Annotated in this window: 22 protein-coding genes and 1 riboswitch; of the genes, 6 read left to right on the forward strand and 16 right to left on the reverse strand. The window is 40.8% G+C overall.

What is annotated here, in order from left to right; translation table 11 throughout:
• Nucleotides 1–191: 191 nt before the first annotated feature.
• Nucleotides 192–1,328, reverse strand: a complete 1,137-nt coding sequence (locus H8796_RS21540; RefSeq protein WP_008774604.1) for an OmpA family protein — start codon at nt 1,326–1,328, stop codon at nt 192–194.
• Nucleotides 1,329–1,758: 430 nt separating this feature from the next.
• A riboswitch (cobalamin riboswitch) is annotated at nt 1,759–1,980 on the forward strand.
• Nucleotides 1,981–2,109: 129 nt separating this feature from the next.
• Here H8796_RS21540 and nrdD point away from each other — a divergent pair.
• Nucleotides 2,110–4,203, forward strand: a complete 2,094-nt coding sequence (gene nrdD, locus H8796_RS21545; RefSeq protein WP_009000010.1) for an anaerobic ribonucleoside-triphosphate reductase — start codon at nt 2,110–2,112, stop codon at nt 4,201–4,203.
• Nucleotides 4,187–4,672 carry an anaerobic ribonucleoside-triphosphate reductase activating protein gene (gene nrdG / locus H8796_RS21550; protein WP_117934962.1) on the forward strand — a complete coding sequence of 162 codons (486 nt, stop codon included), beginning with the start codon at nt 4,187–4,189 and terminating at the stop codon, nt 4,670–4,672. Before nrdD ends, nrdG begins: the two co-directional genes overlap by 17 nt.
• Before the next feature lie 79 nt (nt 4,673–4,751).
• Here the strand turns inward: nrdG and H8796_RS21555 are convergent, their stop codons facing one another.
• The 10 genes from H8796_RS21555 to H8796_RS21600 all read right to left on the reverse strand — a co-directional run bounded on the left by H8796_RS21555 (nt 4,752) and on the right by H8796_RS21600 (nt 14,488).
• On the reverse strand, nt 4,752–5,912 hold the full coding sequence (locus H8796_RS21555) for a MalY/PatB family protein (protein WP_117934964.1): 1,161 nt from the start codon (nt 5,910–5,912) through the stop codon (nt 4,752–4,754).
• A gap of 3 nt (nt 5,913–5,915) precedes the next feature.
• Nucleotides 5,916–6,779, reverse strand: a complete 864-nt coding sequence (locus H8796_RS21560) for a DUF3737 family protein (RefSeq protein ID WP_117935037.1) — start codon at nt 6,777–6,779, stop codon at nt 5,916–5,918.
• Between the two features lie 66 nt (nt 6,780–6,845).
• The gene (locus H8796_RS21565; RefSeq protein WP_117934966.1) at nt 6,846–7,877 is read right to left on the reverse strand and encodes an alpha/beta hydrolase; all 1,032 of its coding nucleotides are present in this window, start codon (nt 7,875–7,877) and stop codon (nt 6,846–6,848) included.
• Nucleotides 7,878–8,092: 215 nt separating this feature from the next.
• Nucleotides 8,093–8,788, reverse strand: coding sequence for a flavodoxin family protein (locus H8796_RS21570; RefSeq protein WP_074559825.1), 696 nt, complete (start codon nt 8,786–8,788; stop codon nt 8,093–8,095).
• A 207-nt stretch (nt 8,789–8,995) separates the two neighbouring features.
• Entirely contained in the window at nt 8,996–9,403 is a 408-nt protein-coding gene (locus H8796_RS21575) for a hypothetical protein (protein ID WP_117934968.1), read from the reverse strand.
• Nucleotides 9,404–9,434: 31 nt separating this feature from the next.
• Nucleotides 9,435–9,806, reverse strand: coding sequence for a hypothetical protein (locus H8796_RS21580; RefSeq protein WP_117934970.1), 372 nt, complete (start codon nt 9,804–9,806; stop codon nt 9,435–9,437).
• A 136-nt stretch (nt 9,807–9,942) separates the two neighbouring features.
• On the reverse strand, nt 9,943–11,340 hold the full coding sequence (locus H8796_RS21585) for a fimbrillin family protein (RefSeq protein WP_117934971.1): 1,398 nt from the start codon (nt 11,338–11,340) through the stop codon (nt 9,943–9,945).
• 26 nt (nt 11,341–11,366) lie between these two features.
• Nucleotides 11,367–12,308, reverse strand: coding sequence for a fimbrillin family protein (locus tag H8796_RS21590; RefSeq protein ID WP_117934973.1), 942 nt, complete (start codon nt 12,306–12,308; stop codon nt 11,367–11,369).
• A gap of 38 nt (nt 12,309–12,346) precedes the next feature.
• A complete protein-coding gene (locus H8796_RS21595; protein WP_117934975.1) occupies nt 12,347–13,222 on the reverse strand; it encodes a FimB/Mfa2 family fimbrial subunit in 876 nt (291 codons plus the stop codon).
• 6 nt (nt 13,223–13,228) lie between these two features.
• Nucleotides 13,229–14,488, reverse strand: coding sequence for an OmpA family protein (locus tag H8796_RS21600; RefSeq protein ID WP_117934977.1), 1,260 nt, complete (start codon nt 14,486–14,488; stop codon nt 13,229–13,231).
• A 400-nt stretch (nt 14,489–14,888) separates the two neighbouring features.
• On the opposite strand from H8796_RS21600, the gene H8796_RS21605 reads away from it, so the two are divergent.
• Together H8796_RS21605 and H8796_RS21610 are read left to right on the forward strand one after the other, a co-directional pair.
• Nucleotides 14,889–15,500 carry a recombinase family protein gene (locus H8796_RS21605; RefSeq protein WP_117934979.1) on the forward strand — a complete coding sequence of 204 codons (612 nt, stop codon included), beginning with the start codon at nt 14,889–14,891 and terminating at the stop codon, nt 15,498–15,500.
• A 435-nt stretch (nt 15,501–15,935) separates the two neighbouring features.
• The gene (locus H8796_RS21610; RefSeq protein WP_074560498.1) at nt 15,936–16,427 is read left to right on the forward strand and encodes a hypothetical protein; all 492 of its coding nucleotides are present in this window, start codon (nt 15,936–15,938) and stop codon (nt 16,425–16,427) included.
• 160 nt (nt 16,428–16,587) lie between these two features.
• Here the strand turns inward: H8796_RS21610 and H8796_RS21615 are convergent, their stop codons facing one another.
• The 3 genes from H8796_RS21615 to H8796_RS21625 all read right to left on the reverse strand — a co-directional run bounded on the left by H8796_RS21615 (nt 16,588) and on the right by H8796_RS21625 (nt 18,520).
• Entirely contained in the window at nt 16,588–16,932 is a 345-nt protein-coding gene (locus H8796_RS21615; protein ID WP_074560500.1) for a HigA family addiction module antitoxin, read from the reverse strand.
• A 159-nt stretch (nt 16,933–17,091) separates the two neighbouring features.
• Nucleotides 17,092–17,625, reverse strand: coding sequence for a cyclophilin-like fold protein (locus H8796_RS21620; RefSeq protein WP_117934981.1), 534 nt, complete (start codon nt 17,623–17,625; stop codon nt 17,092–17,094).
• 43 nt (nt 17,626–17,668) lie between these two features.
• Nucleotides 17,669–18,520: an aldo/keto reductase gene (locus H8796_RS21625; protein WP_117935039.1), complete on the reverse strand. Its 852-nt coding sequence runs from the start codon at nt 18,518–18,520 to the stop codon at nt 17,669–17,671.
• A 312-nt stretch (nt 18,521–18,832) separates the two neighbouring features.
• Between H8796_RS21625 and H8796_RS21630 the strand changes: the two genes are divergently transcribed.
• A complete protein-coding gene (locus H8796_RS21630; protein ID WP_117934983.1) occupies nt 18,833–20,590 on the forward strand; it encodes a 1-deoxy-D-xylulose-5-phosphate synthase in 1,758 nt (585 codons plus the stop codon).
• 67 nt (nt 20,591–20,657) lie between these two features.
• Here the strand turns inward: H8796_RS21630 and H8796_RS21635 are convergent, their stop codons facing one another.
• Nucleotides 20,658–21,563 (reverse strand): AraC family transcriptional regulator, encoded by a 906-nt coding sequence (locus H8796_RS21635; RefSeq protein ID WP_009000001.1) that lies wholly within the window; start codon nt 21,561–21,563, stop codon nt 20,658–20,660.
• Between the two features lie 154 nt (nt 21,564–21,717).
• On the opposite strand from H8796_RS21635, the gene H8796_RS21640 reads away from it, so the two are divergent.
• Entirely contained in the window at nt 21,718–22,389 is a 672-nt protein-coding gene (locus H8796_RS21640) for a YitT family protein (protein WP_009000000.1), read from the forward strand.
• Nucleotides 22,390–22,499: 110 nt separating this feature from the next.
• Here H8796_RS21640 and H8796_RS21645 read toward each other — a convergent pair whose 3' ends face one another.
• Nucleotides 22,500–25,751 carry a S41 family peptidase gene (locus tag H8796_RS21645; RefSeq protein ID WP_117934985.1) on the reverse strand — a complete coding sequence of 1,084 codons (3,252 nt, stop codon included), beginning with the start codon at nt 25,749–25,751 and terminating at the stop codon, nt 22,500–22,502.
• Nucleotides 25,752–25,760 lie beyond the last annotated feature (9 nt).

Below are 25,760 nucleotides of genomic sequence, written 5' to 3' on the forward strand. Positions count from 1 at the left end.
TTAATGGTTGATATTTGCACACTCAACACAGAACGCGCATGAACAATACCTGCAAAAATAACCATTTTATGTAATGTACAAAGAAATCTGTTTACTAAACTTTCAGAGTATTCAAAAATACAACCCAAGATATGCAACAAAGGCTGCCTTTTGGGGCAGCCTTCATTATTCTATTTCTGTAATATATCAGTTTAATCTTCAATAGTACATATACTTACACGGTTCCAATCCGGTTCAGTAAACATATCGCCTACACCCTGACCTTCGGCAGTGATACGAGATGCACTGATTTTATACTTGTTGACCAGGATCGTTTTTACAGCTTCTGCACGTGCTGCGGCAATTCTGGCATTCACTTCAACACTACCTTCCGGAGAAGCGTATCCCTTAATAACCACTTTAGAATCAGCATATTTCTTCAGGTAAGAAGCTACACGTTCCACATTAGGAAGTTGTGAAGCATCAACTGACGATTTACCTTGTCTGAAAGTAATGATAGATTCGGGTACACGGGCGGTTTTCACTACAGTCTCCACCGGAACCACTTTTGTGCGGCATGCTTCAAGTTCTTCCTGCAATCCGTTGATACGTTGGTTTGCATTGCTGATCTCACCATCTTTGTTGTTTACATCTGCACGAAGTGCATTGATTGAAGAGTTCAGTCCGTCAATTTCAGCTTGATTATATACTCTCACTTTGGCAAAATGATGTGTTCCGTTACTTGTCTTAAAGTGGTATGTCAATCCGGCTGTCAACTCAAAACCTGCGTTATTAGCATTGAAACGGCTCTTTGTTTCAGGGTAAGTACCTTGCATATCATACACAATGGCAGGTTTGATTCCCAATGTCCATGCTTTACTTTCACCCAAGTTGAAATTAAAATTCAATCCCAAACGAGTAGACCAAGAGTTCTGATCGCCATCGCCATTCACATAATAATGTAACCAACCCATTCCGGCCACAGCTTCCACTTCAAACAAACGAGGTTCGCCCGTGTAACTTGCAAATAGATTCATCAAATTGACTTTACCCAATACACTGACATCCGAAGCATCGAAAGCCGTTTTACTGGAAGTGGTATTGATATATCCCATTCCTTGGAATCCCAAACCGAAGATAGGAGTTAATTGCTTTGAGACTCCCACTCCAAAAGTGGGACGCATACCTTTAAAGAAAGCACTGTGAGTAAGGGGAGTGACTCCACCGGCATTTACTCCGACAGACCAATTATCTGTAAGTTTGGTACCTTCTACAACTGATTGGGCATTTGCTACTGTAAAGCCACCCAATATAAAAGCTAATAAAATAATAGATTTTCTCATATTCATAAGTTTTAAATGTAATGTTTTATCTGCTAAATCATTAGAAATGTATTGTTTGTTCATGTCTAACTTTCTAGTTCATTTTTTAATTCGTTATTCACTTTAAACAACATATCGTATCAAATATTAGTTCGCAAGCCATAAGCCCTATTAACATCTATTATGCTTTCGAAAAATCTAAAATATGGAAACATCAATGCAAACGCCTCATTCCCTGAAGAGAAAGGGATCCCAACATCGCTAACCATTATGCATATTGTTTCATTATTCTACACTTTCATTCATCCATCAGGCAGGAAATACATAAACCGGACTCTACTAAAATACGAAGAATAGAACATAAACGGAAAACTATCAGGTTGTTAATGCCATATATCGTTCTGATAAAGAGCGAATATTTTTCTTCCTTTTCAATTGGAATCTTGATTTAATTTCTAACTTTGCCGCCAACATCGGTTTCCGAAATGGCATTATCACCAGACGGAATTAAAAGGGAATCCAGTGAAAATCCGGAACTATCCCCGTAGCTGTAAGTTTTATCTCTCTCATAAAAAAGAGAAATGTTATGGCATTCATTTGCCACTGATTCATGAAACGGATCGGGAAGGCGCCACAACAAAAACAAGTCAGAAGACCTGCCGATAAAATTTCCGTTATTCCAGGCTTTCGGGTGAAAGGCAATAGAACGAATCGTACAGGTCCATTTTATTACAAGTCTCCAGAAATTGTCGTGCATGAATAACTATGTAGGCACTAAATCTATTTTGTTAATTCTTAAAATATAGGTATGATTAGTTCGGAGATATTCATTATCAAAAGAGACGGGAAAAAAGAAGCTTTTTCCCTCGACAAAATCAAAAATGCCATATCCAAGGCATTTTTATCAGTAGGTAGTTTTGCTACGCAAGATGTGATAACCAATGTGTTAAGCCGTGTCAGTATCAGTGACGGAACAAACGTAGAGGAAATCCAAAACCAGGTGGAAGTCGCCTTGATGGCAGAACATTATTACAGCGTGGCCAAAGCGTATATGCTGTATCGTCAAAAGCATTTGGAAGACCGTGAAGTCAGAGACAAACTTAAATTCCTCATGGATTATTGCGATGCTTCCAACCCTGCCAGCGGTAGTAAGTACGATGCCAACGCCAATGTGGAAAATAAGAATATCGCCACACTGATAGGAGAACTGCCCAAATCCAATTTCATCCGCCTCAACCGCCGCCTGCTGACAGACCGTTTGAGAGATATGTATGGTAAAGAGGCTTCCGACCGTTATTTGGAACTCCTGAATCATCACTTCATCTACAAAAATGATGAAACCAATCTGGCGAACTACTGTGCCAGTATTACCATGTATCCTTGGCTGATAGCAGGAACAACAGCAGTAGGAGGCAATTCTACCGCCCCGACCAATCTGAAATCCTTCTGCGGAGGATTTATCAACATGGTATTTATCGTATCCAGTATGCTAAGCGGCGCATGTGCCACTCCTGAATTCCTGATGTACATGAACTATTTCATCGGTTTGGAATACGGGCAGGATTATTATAAACATCCGGATAAACTGGCAGACTTGTCTCTGAAACAAAGATCGATCGATAAAATCATCACAGACTGTTTCGAGCAAATCGTATATTCCATCAACCAGCCTACGGGTGCCCGCAATTTCCAAGCAGTTTTCTGGAATGTGGCTTATTATGACAAGTATTATTTCAATAGCCTTTTCGAGCACTTTGTTTTCCCCGACGGAAGCAAACCCGACTGGGATTCGCTTAGCTGGTTGCAGAAGCGTTTTATGAAATGGTTTAATAAGGAGCGTACACGCACCGTTCTGACATTCCCTGTAGAGACAATGGCACTCCTGACCAAAGACGGCGATGTACTGGATAAGGAATATGGCGACTTCACCGCTGAAATGTATGCCGAAGGACATTCATTCTTCACCTATATGAGTGACAATGCCGACTCTTTGAGTAGCTGCTGCCGTCTGCGTAATGAAATACAGGACAATGGCTTTAGCTATACATTGGGAGCCGGAGGAGTCTCTACCGGTTCGAAGAGCGTGTTGACCATCAATCTGAACCGTTGTATACAGCATGCTGTAAAATCAGGTATTCTCTACCCTTTCTTCTTAGAAGAAGTAGTAGACTTGGTTCACAAAGTACAGCTTGCCTATAATGAGAACCTGAAATTATTGCAGGCAAAGGGTATGTTGCCTTTGTTTGATGCAGGCTATATCAATATGAGCCGCCAATATCTGACTATCGGTGTGAACGGACTGGTGGAAGCAGCCCAATTTATGGGAATCGACATCAACGACAATCCGAAATACGAGGCTTTTGTGCAGGAGATTCTCGGCATGATTGAGAAATACAACAAAAAGTATCGTACCAAAGAAGTGCTTTTCAACTGCGAAATGATTCCTGCCGAAAACGTGGGTGTGAAACACGCGAAATGGGACAAGGAAGCCGGATTCCAGACTTACCGCGAATGTTACAACAGCTATTTCTATATTGTAGAAGACAAATCGCTGAACATTGTCGATAAATTCCGCCTGCACGGGCATCGTTATATCGAGCATCTGACGGGTGGTTCGGCTTTGCACATGAATCTGGAAGAGCATCTTAGCAAAGAGCAATACCGGCAGTTGCTTCGTGTTGCCGCTACCGAAGGTTGCAACTACTTCACATTCAATATTCCGAATACAGTATGTAACAAATGCCATCATATCGACAAACGTTATCTGCATGAATGTCCCGAATGTCACAGCGAGAATGTGGATTATCTGACCCGCGTCATCGGATATATGAAACGTATCAGCAATTTCTCCCAAGCACGGCAAAAGGAGGCCGATTTAAGATATTATGCTTCGGTACGCTGATTATGATATTGTTTTTCAGGAGATACCGGATGAGGTGACATTAGCCATCAACCTCTCCAACTGCCCCAACCATTGTAAAGGGTGCCACAGTGCATATCTGATGGAGGACGTAGGAGAACCATTGACGGAAGAAAGTCTCTCTACCCTGCTCGGTAAATATGGAAAAGCAATCACCTGTGTCTGTTTCATGGGTGGTGATGCTTCACCCGCAGAAGTGGAACAACTAGCCGCTTTCTTACACAAGCAGACCATCACTCCGGTAAAAGTCGGATGGTACTCCGGGAAGAGCAAACTGCCGGATCACTTTGATGTATCTCATTTCCAATATATAAAGTTGGGACCTTACATCGAATCTCTGGGAGGATTAAAATCTGAAACGACCAATCAGCGGTTGTACCACATAGAAAATGGAATAATGGAGGATATAACTTATCGTTTTCTCCCCCATCATTCCAAAAAGATTTCTTAATAAGAAAAACGCTCAAACGGAGTATGTTATATTTACCGTTTGAGCGTTCTTTTTTCTAACTACTTCTTTTCATTCGTATTTATGATTTCAGTACCCGCTTCAATCTGTTTAATCCTTCTATCAACCGCTGTCGCGGACACGCAATATTGATACGGATAAACCCTTCACCAGTCTCTCCATACAGACTGCCTTCGTTCACCCAAAGTTTTTCTTTCTTCAACAAGTCTTTTACTATTTCTGCTGACGTTTGATTCAAGACCGAGCAATCCACCCAAACCAGATATGTACCTTCCAACATCATTACGGGAAATTCCGGAAGATATTCATCAAAATAACCTTTTAAATAGATGTAATTCGCAAACAAATAGACTTTAAGCTCCTCCAGCCATTCTTCGCCCTCATTGTATGCAGCCATCAACGCCTCCACTCCAAAAGGATTCACATCACATACTTCATTTATATTAATCGCTTTATCTATCCTCACCCGTACATTTGCATCTGCAGAAATAATATTGGCTATCTGAAGCCCTGCCAGATTGAAAGCCTTGCTAGGTGAAACAAAGGTTACCGAATTCATGAGAAACTCTTCTGATATAGAAGCGAAAGGAGTATATTCATGTCCCAGAAAAACCAATTCACAATGAATTTCATCAGCAATCACAAACACATTATTCCGAATACAAATCTCACCTATCTGCCTTAATTCCTGCTTACTCCATACTCTTCCGACAGGATTATGCGGATTACATAACAACATGAGTTTTACCTTCGGATCGGAAGCTTTTCTCTCCAAATCATCAAAGTCAATCTGATACCCTCTGTTTCTATACACTAAAGGATTGGCAATCATCTCGCACCCGTTATTACGGATAGAGGAGAAAAAACAGTTATATACAGGCGTCTGTACCATGACTTTATCGCCGGGTACCGTCAGTGCTTTAATTGCAGCAGATATTGCCGGCACAACTCCGGTAGTATAAATAATCCATTCTTTTTCTATCCGCCAGGCATGTCGTCGTACAAACCAGTTGGTTATCGCCTCGTAGTATGCGTCAGGTACGCGTACATATCCGAAAATCCCATGTTCCACCCGCTTCTTCAGTGCCTCCACGACAGAGGGAGCCGTACGGAAATCCATATCAGCCACCCACATCGGCAGGACATCCGCATCTGCGGACGAATCCCATTTATAAGAATTCGTACCTCTGCGTGAAATAATTTCATCGAAATTATACTTCATATCTCAATCAAAACAGGTTAGGTTGTCCCAAAGCTTCAATTCACAATTTCCCGGTGCTTTCAGATTTTCATCCAAGATAATAGCTCCGAAACTTTCGGCTACAATACTCCCCGTACGAGGATTTTTCACACTATGAACCGAGCTTTTAATCGTTGCTTTTACGCTACTGTTCTCAAAAGCAAGGTCAGCATCCTCCGCCATCGTACAATTTTCCATCACCAGATCATGTGCGTAACAAAGAGGTTGAGTGCCCGAAATCTTACAATTTACCAAACGCAGGTTTTTAGAATGCCATCCCAGATATTCTCCGTTCAGTTCCGAATCATAGACAGTTACATTTTCCGTATTCCAAAAAGCATCTTTGGAGTTGATAACTGCATTACGGATTTCTACATTCTTGCAATATTGAAACGAATAGTTTCCATTTTGAGCGTAATTTTGTATATGAATATTCTCGCTGTGTATAAAAAGATAATCTGCTTTATCAGTCTGTACATTCTTCAGTTCTATATTACGACAATACCAAAACGTTTCCAAGGCATTGGACAACTGCACATTTTCGAGTTTTATCCCATCCATTTCACGGAACATCTTCGGTGCTTCCACTAAGGTATCTGCCATTTGCAGACTTTGAGAATACCATAGGGCAGCACGAGCTCCTTCTGTAAAAAGACAATTCTTCACAGTGAATCCATTGGTGTGCCAAAAAGGATATTTCCCTTCAAAACGGCAATTTATTGCTATGATATTACTACATTCTTTCAGTGCAGATTCACCGGTGTGAATCGTAACGTCTTCCAACTGAAGGTCATGGGTTGCAAATAGAGGGCGTTCGCCTCCATATTCTTTATTCCTTATTTGTTGCATCATTTTATTTTTCAATCTGTTATTTCAAAAATTACACATAGTATATCCTATTTATGGTATTGAAATTTATTTCTTCAGATACTCCTTAAAGAAAGCTTCCAGCTTATTAAACGGGATAAGGCTCACACGGTCGTAAAGATCTACGTGTCCGGTACCGGGTACTATATACAGCTCTTTAGGTTCAGCAGCCAATCGATAGGCATCTTCACTAAATTCACGTGAATGGGCATTCTCTCCGGTGATGAAAAGCATGGGGCGGGGTGAAATAGTTTCAATATCTTCGAAAGGATAGAAATTCATAAATTTCACATTGCTTGAGAGCGTAGGGTGTGTAGTGGTCATAGGAGTTGCTCCGTCTGGAGTAAATTCTCCTCTCTGCGTACGGTAGAATTCATAAAACTCCCGTTCGATCGGATTGGACGTTTCTGTCAACTGATGTACAGTACCACTGGTATATTTTGTTTCCCCACCCAAAAATTCTGTATAACGCTGTTCCGCTGCTTCAGCCATTATTTGCTTTCTCTGTTCTAACGTTAATGAGTGATTTAATCCATTACGGTTGGCTGCTCCCATATTATACATACTGATTGTTGCAATGGCCTTGAGACGAGGGTCTATTTTCGCTGCACTGATAGCAAAGCTTCCGCTCCCACAAATTCCAATTACCCCAATAAGATTCCGGTCGACGAACGGACGCGTACCTAAAAAATCAACCGCAGCGCTAAAGTCCTCCGAATAAACCTCCGGCAAAACAGCATTACGCGGCTCGCCTTCACTCTCACCCCAGAAAGATAAATCGATGGATAGTGTAACAAATCCTCTTTCTGCCATTTTCGTTGCATATAGATTCGCACTCTGCTCCTTAACAGCCCCCATCGGATGTCCTACAATGATTGCAGGATATTTTTCCCCTTCTTTCATACTCTTGGGCAGAAAAAGATTACCTACTACTTTCATCTTATATTGGTTAGAAAAAGAGACTTTTTCTACATTCACCCAATCACTTTTATAAAAATTATCAGCATCTGTCTGTGCAGAAGAAAAACTGGTTCCGAGCATTATCATAAATACAGTTGTTAATAATAAAATCCGTTTCATATCTCTTGTGTTTTAATAATTAATGAATTGATTATCTACTTTCTATGATGCAAAAATACGATGAAAGAAAGAGACCGTTTGTAGACGAATTACTGACATTATAACCCCAATTACAGATTATATTTTTTTATCACTCTGCTATAATATCAATGTTAACCTGTTTCCGGATAGGTGCCACACGAATCTACAGATAAACACTACTCCCATTTCGGTATTTATAATTCCAGTCCCATTTTATAAGCATTCTCCAGATGCTCACGATTAATCTGTCGCGCTAGTTTTTCGCATCCGGTACAGCCTCCAGCACAATAAACTCCCATCTCATTCCATCCCAGTGCTTGATTGAGAAGCCGGAAATATCGCTTAGGCTGTTCAAAAGTAACTTCATTATCATCACCAGCCGTCATTAATAATACCGAATCTTTCGGGGGATATTTGTCATCGGTAGAGATTGCGTAAAGCCTTTCAATAAAAGCTTTCAGACGCGATGTGATTGTCCAGAAATATAGAGGGGAAGCCATCACCACCGTATCACATTCTGCAAACAAAGGATATATATCCTGCATACCATCTTTAATAGCGCATTGGTGTGCAAAACGCTGACACACACCGCATCCTCTACACCCCTCTATCCGCATACTACCCAGATAGACTTTTGTTACAGAATGTCCCCGCTCCACCAACCCTTTGATATAGGCATCAGTGAGCCGATCCGTATTACCGAGCTTTGTCCCTGCGCTCATTATGACGAGTACTTTTTTCATATTTCCATGATGTATTTTATCTATAGCCAAAGGCAGTGGGTCGTCTGTCGTTTCTTTACTATTCAAGTACCGATAGATAGCTGCACCACCCATTAATAAACCTCCGGTTGTCAGTAATGCACTTTTCAGAAAATGTTTTCTATCCATATTCTTTATTTTATTAAATTCCTCTGCTACATTAAGTTTTATTTGACATGGCAAAGGTCGGAAGAATAAGAGGAAAGTATTGTAGATGGATTACGGATATGATAACCCCAATTACAGATTGCAGAATATTAAGAAATAATGTAATTGGATAAATATAAATCTAAAAGGTGGAAATATAATATTGAGATGCACGCTTGTATCCCGTCTTTACCCTCTGGTAATATTACGTATGCCGTCAATAATACTTTTCAAGGTTTCCCTCTCTTCAGGGATAGTTGTATTCTGATAAGTCGCAACAACCAGTCGGCACAGTATTCGGTATTGTGTTTCTGTTTGAGTACGATAACAATGATACATTTCTTCCCAATCGGCAAAAAACAATTCTGCTTGGTTATCTGATTGCATCTTTTGAAACATTTTACAGGATAGCTCCACAAAACCTTTGTACTTACAATAAAGATCCAGTGGCAGAAATGACATCCCCTCTTTAGCAGCACTAGAGACAAGTTCTAACACAGCACGGTGATATTGGCAGAACTTCTCATCATTCAAATCTTCACAGACGAGTGTTTCAATCATCTGTTTTACTTCTATCTGTTGTTTTTCATGGCTCATGTTTGGGCTGATTAAGTTTTACGAATGTTTGCTACTCTACATATTTTCGGGTTATGTGTCGCCGACATGCTTTTCTTGTTCTATCCACCAACTTATTCAATCGGGAAATAAAATCGGTTATCTCTTGCGATGGTTGAAGAATGCTGAACGCATCTACCGTAGCAGTGATGTCTTCATATTGGTCGTCCATTTTGGTACGGATGGCAATGCAGCCATTCTCGGACAGAGGGCTTGCTGCGCATGACATCTTGGCGATATTGGCTTTGTAACTGGTTACCACACTTTCAGCTACATGCAGGGCTTTGGCAGAGGAGATTAAGCTGGCTACTTGCTGTGCAAAGCAGAGGTATTCTGCATTGCCTAACTGATTGAGATCTAAATGGTGGATTTTAGTTTTTGCCATCGCTGTTTGAGTTTGGAATGTCTGCGGAATATAATTCCATGTAGCAGAACGACCTTGCCTGCGTTGCGAGGTCGTTCTGCTTTGGGTTGCCGGACAGGTTTCACCTCTTGCCCGACAAAGAGGGATTGAATTTCAATTAGAATGCCAAGATAGCACGAACTCTAAGAACTGCAGAAGCAGTCGTTTTTGCTTGATCCTGACCTTTCGCACCAGTCGGTCCTGCAACGAAAGCTTTGTTTGTAGCATCGGTGGCAGATTCTGTTGATGTCCACCAATAGCCTGCTATTGCATTCTTTCCAAGAGCTTTAATAACCTCATTTATGGCTGTGATGTTTGGAATAATAGCTTCCACTTCCTTCTGTGACGGGAGATACCAATTCTTGCCATCGACAGCAGAACGGTTTGCACACCACTCAAATGCCGGATATTTAGTTTCCCATTCTTCAATGGTTTGTATCTTAGCCATATTTTCAGCACCATCATCACTGGTACCAATTTCTCCTGTTGGCCCCCAAGCAAGATTGGTCGTTTCTTCAAACCCAACTACTTTACCCGATTTGCCATTTACTGCAAAGACTACACCTACAGGATTTGTATCATCCGGATAAAGGTCACCAATTTTATATCCTTCTTCTTTTTCGGTAGCTTCGCCGCTTCCTATGTCTTCGTTATCCCGTTCTACCACCGATACACTTCTGACACTTGCACCAACTTTACCTATTTTCAAGTTGAAAGCATAAGCCTTTCCGGCTTCAAGTCCCGTTGTAACTAAAGTCTCTGGAACTACTACTTTCAAATTTTGACCTGTAGAACTTCCGGCAGGAGTAACTTCCATATTAATAAAAGTTGCTCCACTGGTATAAGTACCCGGTAAAATAATACCTGTATAGGATGGTCTGCCATTCTGTGCACTTTCAAATGGATAAATAAATTTATATCCCGTTGGTAATGTAGCACCCGTAGAAGTCTGATTACTTGGCATCATGAAATAGACATTGGTGATTGTAGGAGCTTGGTCACCAAATTCAGAACCATATTCTGTTACATTGACAATCACTTTGGTTAGCTTGTGGCTAAATTGCAAATCGAGTTGTTTGTTTTCTGGTTTACTTATGCCAGTAGCAGAAGCAGTCATCCAGTCAGCACTGCTTATTCCAGTCTTTTGGTCAACCGGTAGATTGAAAACTGTGTAGGTTGCCGTTGACGGATACCATGCGGTAAAATCGTTTGTTCCTATACTATTCCAGGTCAGATAATCACTTCCTATTGTCCATGTATTACCGTCATAAGTGTAAGTAGCAGTTTTCTTTGTAGCTCCACCTTTTACACTGAAAGCATCTCCGTTGTCCCATTTATCAACTGATTCAGATTCAGTAGATACACGTGTTTGAGTTCTTACACCGATACTGGCATTGACAATAACTGCATTGGAATCATTGTCATAAGCAGAACCAAAGTCGTCATTATTTTGACAGGCAGCAGCGAACAATGTTAATACTGCCAGTGATACGCTTTTATATAAATTCTTTTTCATACTTGTAATTTATTATATTTCTATGGTTACTTATTTTCTGTTGTTTCCAGATTTCCACCCTCTACAGGTTTTCCCCACGGGTTGATGTCGAATGTTCCAGTCTGTACGCCATCACGTCCTACTGCCAAAGCCAGTGTATATTGGGTTTTAGTTGCAAATTCTTGCAAATCGGCTGTGTAGCTGAATGTCTTCTCTTCGGTGTCTACCGTTGCCGCAATTGTCACTGTAATAGCGACAGTTTGCGGCACGAGGATAGCTTCGGCTGTTTTTACTATTGGGGCTGTTCCGTCTTGCAGATACATCACAATATCTACGGCATCGCCACTCAATCCGCCAGTCACCAATGCACCTGTGGATAAGTTGAATTTGTGTGTAGTCTGCATACCGCTTACGGTCACATTTTTGATAACAACAGTTTTTCCGTTTAACTCTGAACCATGAGTAAACGAAATCAGTAATTTAGAGAAGATGTGTTCCATTGGCAAAGAGATACCATCGGTTGATGGAGTTACTGCATCCTTTTTATAATAAAGAAAATCGGATGTGGCTACCGCTAAGCCGTCTGTGGTGCTTTGGTTAGCTTGTACGCTGACGGACAGTTCTGCTTTGTCTGTAAGTTCGTCGTTCTTTGTACCGTTGTACGGAGTGTAGGCTACAACACTTACAGTCTGCGTTGCATTTTGCCACATCATAGTTCCATCGGTTGTAGTCCACTGATTATTGGCATAAGTCATTTTGTAGTTCTTATACGTGTAAGCAGGATTGCTGGGATTAGTGATGTATAAACCTATCACCGTAGGCAAATTGTCATCGGCATATCCGGCACGGGTCGTCAGGTCATTTACTCCGGCATTGATTACAATCGGGGTATCTTTCAACGTATCCACTACGGGATCGTTGTCGTTGTTGCTACAAGCTGACAATGCCATTGTAGCCAGTGCGGTACAAATAAAAATGTTCTTCTTCATACTTTTTGTTTTTTAAAAGATTTTATAATGTCGTTTTGTTATTCCACAGCTTCTCCGCTACCCATAGAATCGTCTACCCAATCGGGAATACTTGTAATATCTACGATGACTTTATCTTTCAAGGTATCATATTCCACTTCGGGGGCATACGATCCACCGTTCTGCATAATAGGAACTATGACTTCTACTTCTGTTGATTTGCCATCATTAAAAGTAAAAATGAAGCGTATGTGCGTTTTTGTTTCTTCCACAGCACGCATAGAGGTAGGTTCTACAACGGGCATCACACGCAGCAAGGGGAAATTCACATCGCCATTCACAGGTACTTGTTTCCCCATATCCACTTGTGCCGTTTCTTCGGTCAGTCTGCCCGTTGCCGGATAGAAGCCCTTGGCGCAGTTCAACACTTCGGCTTCAACTGATACTACTTCGGTAGGTACGTTGCGGATAGAAAATTGCAGTTCGGCAAGCGCACGGTTCATCTTGACCACTGCCTGTGTAATGCCATTTTCTTTTATATTAACCGCTTGAATGCCATAATGCGCATGGGAGGGTGAAGCCTTTGCATCGGTGAGTAATACCAAAAGCTCATCCATTTTGGTAGTACCGATTGTAGTTGAATAACTAAACGGGGCGGTGAAGTTGGTTCCTGTCACTACCGTATGTTTTCCTACCACCAATGGCAATAGATTTCTTGCCATTGCAGCAGCTGACTCGAAACTGTATTCATTTTCCAGTACATCGTTGGAGTTGAATATCCACAATTGTATATCGTCGATGGCATCATCATTGGGCATTACGAATGAAACGGCTAATCCCTGTCTTTCTCCATGACTATCTTTACTGCAAGATACCAGAGCTAGGATAGCTATACATGTCAGCCAAAGTGCTGTCTTACTTGTTATCTGTTTCATAGTTCTTTAATTTTCGATGATTAATAATCTGATTTCTGCACGGCGTGCCTTATTATCATCGGCAGCTTGTGTGTCCACTCCTTTACTCTCGGTAGAGATACGTTCTGCCGCTATACCTTTATTAATAAGGTAGCGTTTCACGGTTTCGGCACGACGAGCAGAAATGGTTTCATTCCGTGCTTCTATTCCCGTTTTGTCCGCCCAACCTACAAGAGTGATTTGTGTTTCGGGGTGTTCGGCAAGGGCTTTGAGCAGTTCTACGGTTGTTTTGTATTCACTTTCTTCGATGTATTCGCATTGATTACGAGAGAAATAGATGGCGGTTTCGTAAACCACCTTTTCCGTCGGCTGATTGGCTACCTGTTTGGGCTGTGGTACTTCAATCTTTGCTTCTGTTTTCGGTTGTGGAGCTTCATCATAAACGGCAGGTTGTTCGGATTGGGCTACTTCCGTAGGCTGGAGAGCTACAGTTATAACTGCTACAGATTTTTGCTTCTTGTTCTTACCACTTCTGCCCAAAGCGAAAGTTACTTTCACGCCTGTGTCCCAAGTGTAATTGATCTTGTGATCTACCTGCGGCATTGCGTCAATGCCTTTACCCGTTAGGTAAGTCATTCCGGTATAAAGACGCAAGTTTACCCGTGGGCTAACTTGATAACCTACCCCCAAATCACCACCTACACCGAAGTGTGTTTGTGCGTCGCCTTTCAACACTTCATTCTCACCTTCGGTAGCCTTGACGGTAGCTTTCGAGGCAACACCATATACGGCAGGCGATAGCAAGAACGACCATCGGCTTTCGGAATGGAACATCTTCACAAAGTCGATATTCAGGCGCAAATCAAGTTCGTAGAGATTGACTGTTGAGAAAATGTCGCCATAGCGGTAATTTTTCACTCCGGTAAGGGGAGCATAGTAACGGTTGCCATCGGCAAAGTAGAGGTCTTTACAGCAATCGTAAGCACCAAGCCCCAGATGAGAGTAATGCAAATCGGCTTCTGTAGATAAAAAGCTATTGATGCGGTAGCCGCTTAACAAGCCGAAACCATACCCTACACGAGTTTTATCTGTACCAAAAGAACAAAATGTGCCACGTCCGAAAGAGATTCCGGCATCAGCACCGATGTACCATTTAGAAGATGGAAAAAGTTGATTACTACTTATTTGAGCAGATATTGGCACTGATAATGCCATACAAAAGAGCGAAAGAAGGAATGTAAATCCTAATTGGATTTGTCTGCCTAGTAAAACTGTTCTTTTTATCATTATATATAAATGTTAGTTTGTTGATTGTGTGCTATTTATCAAAAAATAATTCGCTAATTAAGGGATGCCTTAATATGTGATATTTTTGGCATCAAAAACGAAAAAATCCCCCCTGTTTCGTTAATAAGTCAAAGTAATCCATTATATTTGCAAATCAAGAGAATAAAACGTTTTTGTTAATTTTGAGGGGGAAATTTATTAACAGGTGTAAAAACACATATTAAGGCATCCCTTAATTAGCAACAAGCGTAATTCCCTCAAAATCCCAGTTTTATCTTCTCTTTCCTCTCTTCTTCACATTAAGTAAATTCTTAAACATTTAACTGCAAACAGATGAGCTTTTTAATTCACTTTTCGGTTTTAATTAATCAACTATTTATCAATTAAAACCAGTAAAATTATGATTATTGCTTATTTGAGGGTTAGTACAGGTCGTCAGCACCTCGAAAATCAGGAAAGAGAAATCAAACATTATGCAAAGTCCAAGAATCTGATTATTGATCGTTGGGTGACAGAAATTGTCAGCGGCAAAACAGAGCGAAAAAATCGCTTGTTAGGTTCTACTGTGCGTAAACTTAAAAAAGGAGATATACTGATTGTTACAGAACTATCCCGCCTCTCGCGCTCACTACACGAGATTATGGAAATTATGAAATTGTGTATTGATTCAAGCGTCACAGTACATAGCACGAAAGATGGCTATGTTTTTGATGACAGCATTAACAGTAAGGTATTGAGCTTTGCTTTTGGACTTGCCGCCGAGATTGAGCATAAGCTAAACTCGCAACGTACCCGTGAGGCAATGGCACTTCGTAAAGCTCAAGGCAAGCACATGGGGCGTAAAAAAGGCAGCAGTCCGAAAATGGAATATCTAAAAGCCCACAAACTGGAGATTTCAGAAAAATTAAAAGCAGGGGTAAGTATCAAACATATCTATCAAGAATATGGAATTGCCCATGAGACATTCAGGCAATTCAGAAAGAAATATTTGTCAGATACTGATAAAGCATAAAACAACAAACTCGCACAATAAAACAAGCATCACCATGGACTTATCAGGCTATTTAAACAACTTCATTAATAAATATAGTTAAATATTTTCCGCTAATATCCACCCAATATTTATTACACGCTATTTATATCTATACGCGCAAAACTAGAATGTAAGCAAAAAGTTATTTTTGATTACATATCCATATCATGAGCTAAATATATCACTTTGAAATTTTCGAATATTAAGCATAGCTTTGCCACGTGGATTTTAAGGAACGGCCCGTTGGTTTTAAACCAAAATCAGCGGATATAACCAAATGAATTTCAACTTCTTACAAAATCGTATTTCCGTCCCCGCAAACCATGGGATTTTATTCAACAAGCGAGACGGAAAATGCTGTTAAAGGCAGCATTCGGTATATCATAAATTTAAACATTAAAAAAAGACATTTCCATGGTTACAGTTACGTTTGCCATTAAGCCTTATTTGGCTAGGTACATGTATGTTCAGTACGGACAAAGTTTAGAAATTCAATCTCAAAGTAATTCATCTTCAAAACTCCCTATCCCGATTCATCTCACCCACTTCACACTCATCTACCACTTCTTACAACAGTTATCAACCCCTCATCCGCAAGGTGTCTCTTGGAGGGAAAGTGGAAATATCTGCTTCGTTCTCCCCCAACCCAGAAACGGAAAGAACCCAGAAGTATATAACTACTTTGGGCAGGACAGCATCTATATTATAGAAAAGGAGATCGAAGTGGAAATGAGAGTGGCGCTCTATTCGTTTTTGCTGGAAAATAAATTCAAGAATGGGATTATGTATAAAAGATCGATGGAGTTATTCGTTATACATTATAATATGGTGGAGTTGGTAGAAGAGGAAAGCTTGATGAGAGCATTTCAGAGATGGAGGAAAATTACGAAAGAGAATACTAAGTAAGATTTCTCGTTTTTCTCAATAAGAAAAGTCAATGCTTAAAATTCTGATGGTGCCTCAAAACTGATGCACCATCAGATTCTATTTATTCCATTAATAATTTCCTGCTATGCGTTTGACCAAGTTTTAGTATATAATTCCCAATTATTTTCCTAAAAACCTATCACAATATCGCTGCTATTTTTCGTACTTTGTTAAGCTTTTCCATAAACTTGTTATCCCGCTTTGCCATCTGCAAATTATAGCATGTTTGCATCCGAAGCAATGGTTCAGCATCTAAATCTAATACGGCCTCTATGAGCATAGCATACTCTGTACTTAACGGACGCTTTGCATTCAATATCTCATTTAATACTGTATAAGATACTCCCATTTCTTTAGCCAGTTTCTTTTGAGAGATTCCTCTAAATTCTATTTCATCCTTTAGTATTTCTCCTGGATGCGTTGGCTCAAAAGGGGTTAAGTTATTAGCTATCATTTTAGGGTCTATGCCATCTATTTTAATCATAACTTATTATTTATAATGGTTAGACAATTCAATTATATTACAATGGTAGTTACAATATCACCTTGTATTTCTGTTACTGTAAAGATAATATTTTCGCCTCAATACATACTCACATATTTGCGAATATTTTCTTTGCAATAAAAATAGCATAGCTTTTCTCTATTCCCTTTCAAACTTCACCGTCAGATCTCCCAGCACACTCAAAGCCTTGATACCATCGCCATCAATGCTACCAATCAGAATCAAGTCACTGCTTTGCGACCATTTTTTATAAAAAATGGCCACATTTCCCCAAGGCGCATAAATCGTAATATCCCCGGGAGCAGGCGCACATCCCCGTTTCACTCCCTGTATTGACAGTTTAGGTGATGGATAAAATATTTTCTCGGTATTATTATAATCGTTGAGTGTCACTTCCAACGGCAAACGGGAAACAAAATCCTGTGCTGCCGCATTGTCAGCCATGGTTGCAGTTATGACACGCTGCCCTACTGTTATTTTTATTTTCATACTTTCTGTATTAGGTTCTTCATCTCCATTATTTATCTCTGTTCTTCCTGTTTCCAGATACTCTGCATTATCAGGATGCTCGCTACATGCTATCCAAACGGAAGCCAGCAAAATGACAAAAGAATATATCAAAAATCGTTTCAGGCTGATTATTGGTAGCCAAATCTTTCTATTTACATTCATACTCTTATCTATTTACTTGATTATACAACTATTACTCTGAAGTTTAAAAGTCATATTTCCGTGTACACAAATCATACACAAAATCCGGGTCATCAAAGTCACCGACAACAGGTTTTCCAGTATCACAAGCAGCGAGTAACTCCATATCTTCATCCGACAATCTAAAATCCAACGAATTGAAATTTTCTTCTATTCGATTTTTATGTACTGATTTAGGAATAACGATAATCCCTCGTTGTGTCAACCAGCGTAACTCAACTTGAGCAACAGTCTTATTATATTTTCCAGCCAATGCAGTCAGCACTTCATTCCTGAAAAAGTCATGTTGCCCCTCGGCAAAAGGTGACCACGCTTCTATCTTGATCCCTGTCCGGTCTGCATAATCTTTCATAGCTTTCTGCTGATGGAATAAATGCGTTTCCACCTGATTAATGACCGGAACGATTTCATGATGGACGATCAAGTCTGCCAAATGGGGAATATGAAAGTTACAAACTCCAATAGCACGTATGCGCCCCTCATGATACAATTCCTCCATCGCCTTCCATGCACCAAAGACATCACCAAAAGGCATGTGAATAAGATAAATATCCAGATAGTCCATATTCAGGCGAGCCAAAGAACGCTCAAAAGCCGACTTAGTCTGTTCGTAGCCCATATCTTTAATCCAGACTTTTGTAGTAATGAAGAAGTCTTTGCGGGGGACTCCACTCTTTTTTACAGCTCTCCCCACCGCTTCTTCATTAAGATAAACAGCTGCCGTATCAATCAAACGATAGCCAGTAGCTATCGCTTCCGATACACACTGTTCACATTCAGCAGGGTTTTCTACCTGAAAAACACCAAATCCCAGAAAAGGTATTCTTACTCCATTGTTTAACGTTGCATATTCCATAAAATAATTCATTTATTTATATACTGCAAAGTTCTGGAAAAAGGAGAAGAATCCCTGTAGACAAATTACGGGTATGACACCCCCAATTACTGATTATTTTATTGCAGACTATTCAAAAAGCGTGCCGGTGTTGCACGCCCAATGAATACAGAAGTCAGGCTTTAGCTTAAAGATTAGTCCCCTTATTGAAGGGGAACTGTAATATGGGTAAATTAATCCGTAATTCATATACAAACAGATTTCAAATCCTGCAGTATCTTTGCAGTGTCATAAAGAAATAAGTAAAAACATTATTTAGAAAAACTGTTTAATATGTATTTAGAAAATATTTATTCTCCTGCAGATGTTAAGAAACTGTCGGAAAAAGAGCTAAACAAGTTAGGTGAAGAAATCCGTGCAGCACTCCTGCAAAAATTAGGTGAACATGGCGGGCATTTCGGACCTAATTTCGGAATGGTGGAAGCAACGATTGCTTTACATTATGTATTCAATTCGCCCAAAGACAAAATTGTATTTGACGTATCGCACCAGAGTTATGTACACAAAATGCTGACCGGCCGTAAAGATGCGTTCCTTCATCCGGAAAAATATGACAACGTATCAGGTTATACCGAACCGCAAGAAAGTGAACATGACTTCTTCATCATCGGACATACTTCTACTTCTGTCAGTCTGGCCAGCGGATTGGCAAAAGGACGTGACCTCACAGGCGGCAATGAAAATATCATAGCCGTCATAGGTGATGGTTCTTTAAGCGGAGGTGAAGCCTTCGAAGGATTGGATTATGTAGCAGAGCTTGGTACTAACATGATTATTATCGTTAATGATAACCAAATGTCTATTGCCGAGAACCACGGAGGGTTGTACAAGAATCTGAAAGAGTTACGTGACAGTAACGGCCAGTGCGAATGTAACTTCTTCAAAGCGATGGGACTGGATTATATGTATGTAAATAATGGTAATAACGTACAGGCATTGATTGAAGCTTTCTCTAAAGTGAAAGATATTCAGCATCCGATAGTAGTACACATCAATACATTAAAAGGTAAGGGTTATGCACGTGCCGAGCAAGATAAAGAGACTTACCACTGGCGTACTCCATTCAATGTAGAAACCGGAGAAGCAAAAGTGAGTTATGAAGAAGAAGATTACAGCGAGGTAACCGCCCAATACCTGCTGAAAAAGATGAAGGAGGACCCACGTGTGGTAACAATCACTTCTGGTACTCCCACCGTTCTGGGATTTACTCCGGACCGCCGTCAGGAAGCAGGCAAGCAATTCGTAGATGTAGGCATTGCCGAGGAACACGCAGTAGCTCTTGCTTCGGGCATCGCAGCCAATGGTGGGAAACCCGTTTACGGAGTATATAGTACATTCATCCAACGCTCCTACGATCAACTTTCACAAGACCTTTGTATCAATAACAATCCGGCTGTTTTGTTGGTCTTCTGGGGTACGTTATCCGGAATGAATGATGTGACTCATCTCTGTTTCTTCGATATTCCGCTTATCAGCAATATTCCTAATATGGTTTATCTGGCTCCGACTTGTAAGGAAGAATATATTGCCATGCTGGAATGGAGTATCCGCCAGAATGAACACCCGGTTGCTATCCGTGTGCCGGCAACAGATGTAATCAGTAGCGGAGAACCGGTAGATTCCGATTACAGCATTCTCAATCGTTACAAAGTTACTCATCGCGGTTCGAAAGTGGCCATTGTGGCTTTGGGTTCATTCTATGGATTAGGACAGTCGGTTGCATCACTTCTGAAAGAAAAAGCCAATATCGACGCAACCCTCATCAACCCGCGTTACATCACCGGTGTAGACAATGAACTGATGGATGAACTGAAAGCAGATCACGAGTTAGTGATAACATTGGAAGACGGTGTATTGGATGGCGGTTTTGGTGAAAAAATTGCCCGCTACTATGGTGCTACAGACATGAAAGTCCTGAACTATGGAGCTAAAAAGGAATTTGTAGATCGTTTTGATTTACAGGAGTTTCTCCGTGCCAATCACTTGACAGATGAGCAGATTGTAGAAGATATCACAGCACTTATCGGTTAAAATCAAACCCATTCACTATATATTCAACAGGTTGATGTGTATTGTCGGTTAAGACAATTGCATCAACCTATTTCATTTCGATATGAAGTAACAATCCTTTCCGATAATTCAACGGAGTTTGTCCTGCATTCCTTTTGAAGAACTTACAAAAAGCTGCCGCATCACTAAACCCTAACTTAGAAGCAATCTCACCAACCGTAGATTTTGTAGAACTCAACAAGGTACGCGCTTCCATAACCAACAGTTCGTTTATAATACTATTGATAGTCTTACCTGTTCCAGCACGTACAATACGGGCCAGGTACTGCTCACTGATAGCCAGTTTATCCGCATAAAAGCTCACAAAATGTTCTTCCCTGAAATTCCGGGTAACCAATGCATGAAACTCCTGTAAAACGTGGTCTTTACGGCTGACCTCTTTTTTAATAATTGTCTTTCGGGAAAGAAAATCAGCTATATCAAGAAATAAAGCATTGCACGCTGCCTGTATGCGCCGGAAAAGAAAATGATGTTCAATATTCAGCAGGCGCATCAACACTTCCAGTTCCTTACGGATGATTTGGGCTTCGTACTCTGTCAACTGTATCGTATATTGTTTATTCTGCCTCATTGTCGCCAATAAGATGGCCGTTATTTGTGTCAAATAAGAATCGTCTGTCCGCATGGATTCGGAAAGGGCAAGAGTAATAAACTGAATATCACGGCTTGAGTAAAGATGCTCCGTGAGATAATTTGCTCCATGAATAAGCAGCATATTCGGCTCTATCGCAATAAACTCTCCATTCAACAGAATCTCCGAACGGCCTTCAAGAACGAATATCATATAAAGTTCCCGATTGAAATAACATTCATTTGCCGGATAACTTCTGTCTTTATATTCACTCCTAAAACAGACTACCTCCTCTTTATAATGAGGAAGTTCCGGATGCTCCTTCAACAGCTGCGTATTATCAAATATACGAGATTTTACCATTTACATCTTCTTTTTATGACGTAAAAATACGATTTGTTTCGGATATGACAAAAAGTGTACGGAATTAGATAATCTATTTCAGAGTAAAAAACGGGACCTTTGCATATCCTTTTCAATGCATGAAAGGAAAATAAATAAAGGAGGTCAAAAAGGTATGGAAATGAAAGATGTTTTCAAGAGGTATTTAGTATTTGTTATCGGACTCTATTTTTTAGCGGCAGGCATTGTATTGATTATACGCTCGGCACTAGGAACTACTCCCATATCGAGCATCAATTATGTATTAAGTTTGAATAGTCCTTTGTCATTGGGTACTTGCACCTTTATCATCAATATGGTTCTTATCCTGGGGCAATTCTGGTTAATCCGAAAGAACAGAACCCGGCAGGATATTATTGAAATTCTTCTTCAAATGCCGTTCTCTTTTATCTTTTCGGCATTCATTGATTTTAATATGATGCTGACAAGTGAACTGCATCCCGCCAATTATGGCATGTCAATCGCTTTATTACTTACAGGATGCATGGTGCAATCTATCGGAGTAGTTCTCGAACTTAAACCGAGAGTAGCCATGATGAGTGCAGAAGCATTCGTGAAATATGCGTCCCGCCATTATAACAAGGAGTTTGGAAAGTTCAAAGTCTATTTTGATATTACGTTGGTTACGTTGGCCGTAATTCTCTCTCTCTTACTGACACAAGGTATTCAAGGAGTACGTGAGGGGTCACTCATTGCAGCCTGCATAACCGGATATATCGTGAGTTTCCTGAATCAAAAGATTATGACGAGAAAGACCCTCCACAAATTATTACCAGTCTGGAAGTAAATCCTGCGTCAATTTTAAATAAACACCTTATAAAAAAGTCGCTTCTTTGAAAGATTCAAAATCTTTTCAAAGAAGCGACTTTTTATTTCAGATATAATTATACTTTGTATTTACTTCTTCTGCTTATCTATTTCTTTCAGAAGTTCATCGACAGCCACCTTTAATTGGGTATCCTCTCCCTTAACGACCGTCTCCGGATCATTAGCAACCTTCACATCCGGTTCCAACTGGGTGTTTTCCAAATAACTGCCATCAGGCAAACGATAGCCAACGATAGGAATACCAAAGACGAGTGAAGGATCTTGTAAAGTTTCCCAAGACACGCTCGTCATTGTACCCGGAACAGGCATACCGACAAGTTTTCCTATATTTTGATGTTTATATACCCATGGAGTTCCATGTGCATTCGAATAGTTGGCTTCACATTGCAGCATAATAGACGGCTTGTTCCAACGACGGCTTGGCATGTCACACGCTTCACGTCCGCGGACTACTTGAGTGAAATATTTCTGACCGCTGAACAGTATTTCAATATCTTCGTGCAAACGACCACCACCGTTGAACCGGGTATCAATCACAATTCCATCACAGTTGTTATATTTTCCCAGAATATCCGAGTAAACGGTACGGAAACTATCATCTCCCATGGATTGAATATGAACATATCCCAAACGTCCTTTCGACCATTTCTCAACATCTGCCGCCCGCTGTTTCACCCAACGTTTGTATAACAACCCATTCAGCTGGCCGCTCGTAACCGGCATCACTACTTCTTCCCAACGTTCTTTATTTTGCGGATTGTAGATTGAAATCAAGGTCTTCTTCCCTGCTTTATTATTCAACAGACAAGTGATGTCATGATCGGGAGTTATTTCCTCACCGTTAATCTTTTCAATGATACATCCCGCTTTTACTTTGGTACGCGAATGGTCGAACGGACCTTTCTCGATGATTTCGGCAATCTGCATCCCTTTTCCCTGATAATCCCAGTCGAACAGAAGTCCCAGATTGGAAGTAACATCACCTTTACCTTTGGGAGAATAGCGTCCTCCGGTATGTGAAACATTCAACTCGCCCAACCATTCACTCAACAGTTCTGCAAAATCATAATTGTTATCAATGTGAGGCAGGAACTTGCGATAAGCATTAGTCATGGCATCCCAGTTTACCCCGTGCATATTGACATTATAAAAACGTTTCTGATGTTGTTTGTACACATGGTCAAACATCGCTTCACGTTCAGCTGCCAAATCCATTTTCATTTCAGCCTGATAACTGATTGATTTCAAAGCATCCGACTTGGCATCCATCTTTTGCATATTGCGGCTTCCCAACAAGAAAATATCTCCTTTTTTATCCAACATCAGCGATACCCATCCGGTATTGAGTTTATGCAGACGCTTTGTCTCTTTCTCACGGAGATTCATTTTCCAAAGGTCATATCCATCTTCGAAAGCAGAGAAATAGTAGAGATCCTCTCCATCTTTGGATAGTATGGCACTGCCTAAGTCAGAAGAGTTGGGAGTCAGACGTACGATACGGTCTTCAATGCCGTTAAGCTCGACTACTATATCTTTCTGGTCTACTTTTTCCTCATCCGCCTTCTCCTTATCACCGTCTTTCTTCTTGTTATCATCTTTCTCCTTTGCTTTCTTTTGTTCCTTTTCAAGTTCCTTGAGCAATTCGAAATCTTCCTTGCTCAAACGGTAACGATCATAAGCATCCTGATTGAGGAATACCAACATAACATCCTGTTGCGATCCCCAGGAAGCATGTGCACGCATACCATAACGTTCGGTCTGGAAAAGAATGGCATTTCCATCGAGTACCCAACGCGGAGAACCGCTAATATATCCGCTATTAGTCAGATTGGTTATCGCTCCTCCCTGTGCACTGACAATACCTATATCCGAATAAGGATCGTGACGGTTGCCGATAAATTCAAGAGTAAACCATTTGCCATCCGGTGACCATTCGTAGTCAAATCCACCTCCGGTGTTATACCATGTAGAACCGTCCGTCACCTGACGTACTTTCTTCGTTTTCAAATCGAGTACCATCAAACGGTTGCGGTCTTCGATAAAAGCCAGTTCTTTACCATCCGGCGAATATTGCGGATAGGCGCGTTCTACCGTTTTGGACGGTAATAAAACTTCCTCCTCAATAAGAGTGGCATTAGGGAAATTAGGATCTTCCTTACGGCTTATTTTTGCAGTGTAAAGTTGCCAATTACCGGTGCGTTCACTGGCATAAACCAGCGTCCGGTTGTCCGGAGCAAAAGAGACGGAAGCTTCTTTTGCAGGAGTATTTGTGATTTGCTTGGTTGTAGCATAGTCAGTTGAAGTTACAAAAACGTCACCACGCACAATAAAAGCAACCTGTTTGCCATCCGGAGATACGGAAGCGGAAGTGGCTCCCTGTGAGAATTTAAGTGCAGCAACCTGCTCTTCATCGTCACGGACAAGTTCTACTTTTACTTTTTCCGGACGGGCACCGGGTTTCTGGGTATAAAGCTCACCGTCATAGGTATAACACAAAGTTCCTTTATCGCTGACAGACAAGAAACGTACCGGATGAGTCTTAAAAGTAGTGACAGCCTTTACTTCTTGTGGAGTATTCAATGGGAAAGTATACACATTAAAAGAACCTCCATTACGTTCACTCAAAAAATAGACTGTATTACCATCAGGTGCATATACAGGATTACGGTCCTCCCCTCCCCGGTTTGTCAGGTTCGTATGTTTTCCGGTTTGGGTATTGTATAACCAAATATCTCTCGTAATGGATGAAGTGTGATGTTTTCTCCATTCATCCTCAAAACCTTTGCGGTCCTGATAAAGAAAGTTCTTTCCTGCTTTATCAAAACAAACGAGTTCGGCGGGAGTTGCCAATACTTGTTCGGTGCGTCCTCCGTCTACAGAAACTTTGTATAATTCTGTCATTGCTCCCGTAGGAAACAAAGCGCTGTTTGCAGGATCTTGTATGGAAGCGGAGAAAAGGACATACTTTCCATCCGGTGTAAAAGCCGAGGGAATTTCCGATGCGGAATGGTAAGTCAGTCTCCAGGCGACTCCTCCGTCGGCAGGCATGATGAACAGGTCGAAATTTCCATTCCGGTCACTGGCAAATGCGATTTGTTTTCCGTCGGGAGACCAGACGGGATTGGCTTCATAAGAGGCTTGTGTGGTAAGTTGAACGGCAGTTCCTCCTTGTGCGGGAACTTTATAAATATCTCCTTTATAACAGAAGACAATCTCGGTTCCATCCGGTGAAATACGTGCATCACGCATCCACAAAGGAGTAATTGCATAGCTGGATAATGCTGATAATACCAGTGCTAACGAAGTTATTAGTTTCTTCATATCAATTTA

Source organism: Bacteroides sp. M10 (assembly GCF_014334015.1).
GTDB classification, from domain to species: Bacteria; Bacteroidota; Bacteroidia; order Bacteroidales; family Bacteroidaceae; genus Bacteroides; species Bacteroides intestinigallinarum.

Bases quoted from the DNA above. Each gene is read 5' to 3' on its own strand.
- H8796_RS21540 (WP_008774604.1), bottom strand. From the start codon at position 1,328: ATGAATATGAGAAAATCTATTATTTTATTAGCTTTTATATTGGGTGGC.
- nrdD (WP_009000010.1), top strand. From the start codon at position 2,110: ATGATTAGTTCGGAGATATTCATTATCAAAAGAGACGGGAAAAAAGAA.
- nrdG (WP_117934962.1), top strand. From the start codon at position 4,187: ATGCTTCGGTACGCTGATTATGATATTGTTTTTCAGGAGATACCGGAT.
- H8796_RS21555 (WP_117934964.1), bottom strand. From the start codon at position 5,912: ATGAAGTATAATTTCGATGAAATTATTTCACGCAGAGGTACGAATTCT.
- H8796_RS21560 (WP_117935037.1), bottom strand. From the start codon at position 6,779: ATGCAACAAATAAGGAATAAAGAATATGGAGGCGAACGCCCTCTATTT.
- H8796_RS21565 (WP_117934966.1), bottom strand. From the start codon at position 7,877: ATGAAACGGATTTTATTATTAACAACTGTATTTATGATAATGCTCGGA.
- H8796_RS21570 (WP_074559825.1), bottom strand. From the start codon at position 8,788: ATGGATAGAAAACATTTTCTGAAAAGTGCATTACTGACAACCGGAGGT.
- H8796_RS21575 (WP_117934968.1), bottom strand. From the start codon at position 9,403: ATGAGCCATGAAAAACAACAGATAGAAGTAAAACAGATGATTGAAACA.
- H8796_RS21580 (WP_117934970.1), bottom strand. From the start codon at position 9,806: ATGGCAAAAACTAAAATCCACCATTTAGATCTCAATCAGTTAGGCAAT.
- H8796_RS21585 (WP_117934971.1), bottom strand. From the start codon at position 11,340: ATGAAAAAGAATTTATATAAAAGCGTATCACTGGCAGTATTAACATTG.
- H8796_RS21590 (WP_117934973.1), bottom strand. From the start codon at position 12,308: ATGAAGAAGAACATTTTTATTTGTACCGCACTGGCTACAATGGCATTG.
- H8796_RS21595 (WP_117934975.1), bottom strand. From the start codon at position 13,222: ATGAAACAGATAACAAGTAAGACAGCACTTTGGCTGACATGTATAGCT.
- H8796_RS21600 (WP_117934977.1), bottom strand. From the start codon at position 14,488: ATGATAAAAAGAACAGTTTTACTAGGCAGACAAATCCAATTAGGATTT.
- H8796_RS21605 (WP_117934979.1), top strand. From the start codon at position 14,889: ATGATTATTGCTTATTTGAGGGTTAGTACAGGTCGTCAGCACCTCGAA.
- H8796_RS21610 (WP_074560498.1), top strand. From the start codon at position 15,936: ATGGTTACAGTTACGTTTGCCATTAAGCCTTATTTGGCTAGGTACATG.
- H8796_RS21615 (WP_074560500.1), bottom strand. From the start codon at position 16,932: ATGATTAAAATAGATGGCATAGACCCTAAAATGATAGCTAATAACTTA.
- H8796_RS21620 (WP_117934981.1), bottom strand. From the start codon at position 17,625: ATGAATGTAAATAGAAAGATTTGGCTACCAATAATCAGCCTGAAACGA.
- H8796_RS21625 (WP_117935039.1), bottom strand. From the start codon at position 18,520: ATGGAATATGCAACGTTAAACAATGGAGTAAGAATACCTTTTCTGGGA.
- H8796_RS21630 (WP_117934983.1), top strand. From the start codon at position 18,833: ATGTATTTAGAAAATATTTATTCTCCTGCAGATGTTAAGAAACTGTCG.
- H8796_RS21635 (WP_009000001.1), bottom strand. From the start codon at position 21,563: ATGGTAAAATCTCGTATATTTGATAATACGCAGCTGTTGAAGGAGCAT.
- H8796_RS21640 (WP_009000000.1), top strand. From the start codon at position 21,718: ATGGAAATGAAAGATGTTTTCAAGAGGTATTTAGTATTTGTTATCGGA.
- H8796_RS21645 (WP_117934985.1), bottom strand. From the start codon at position 25,751: ATGAAGAAACTAATAACTTCGTTAGCACTGGTATTATCAGCATTATCC.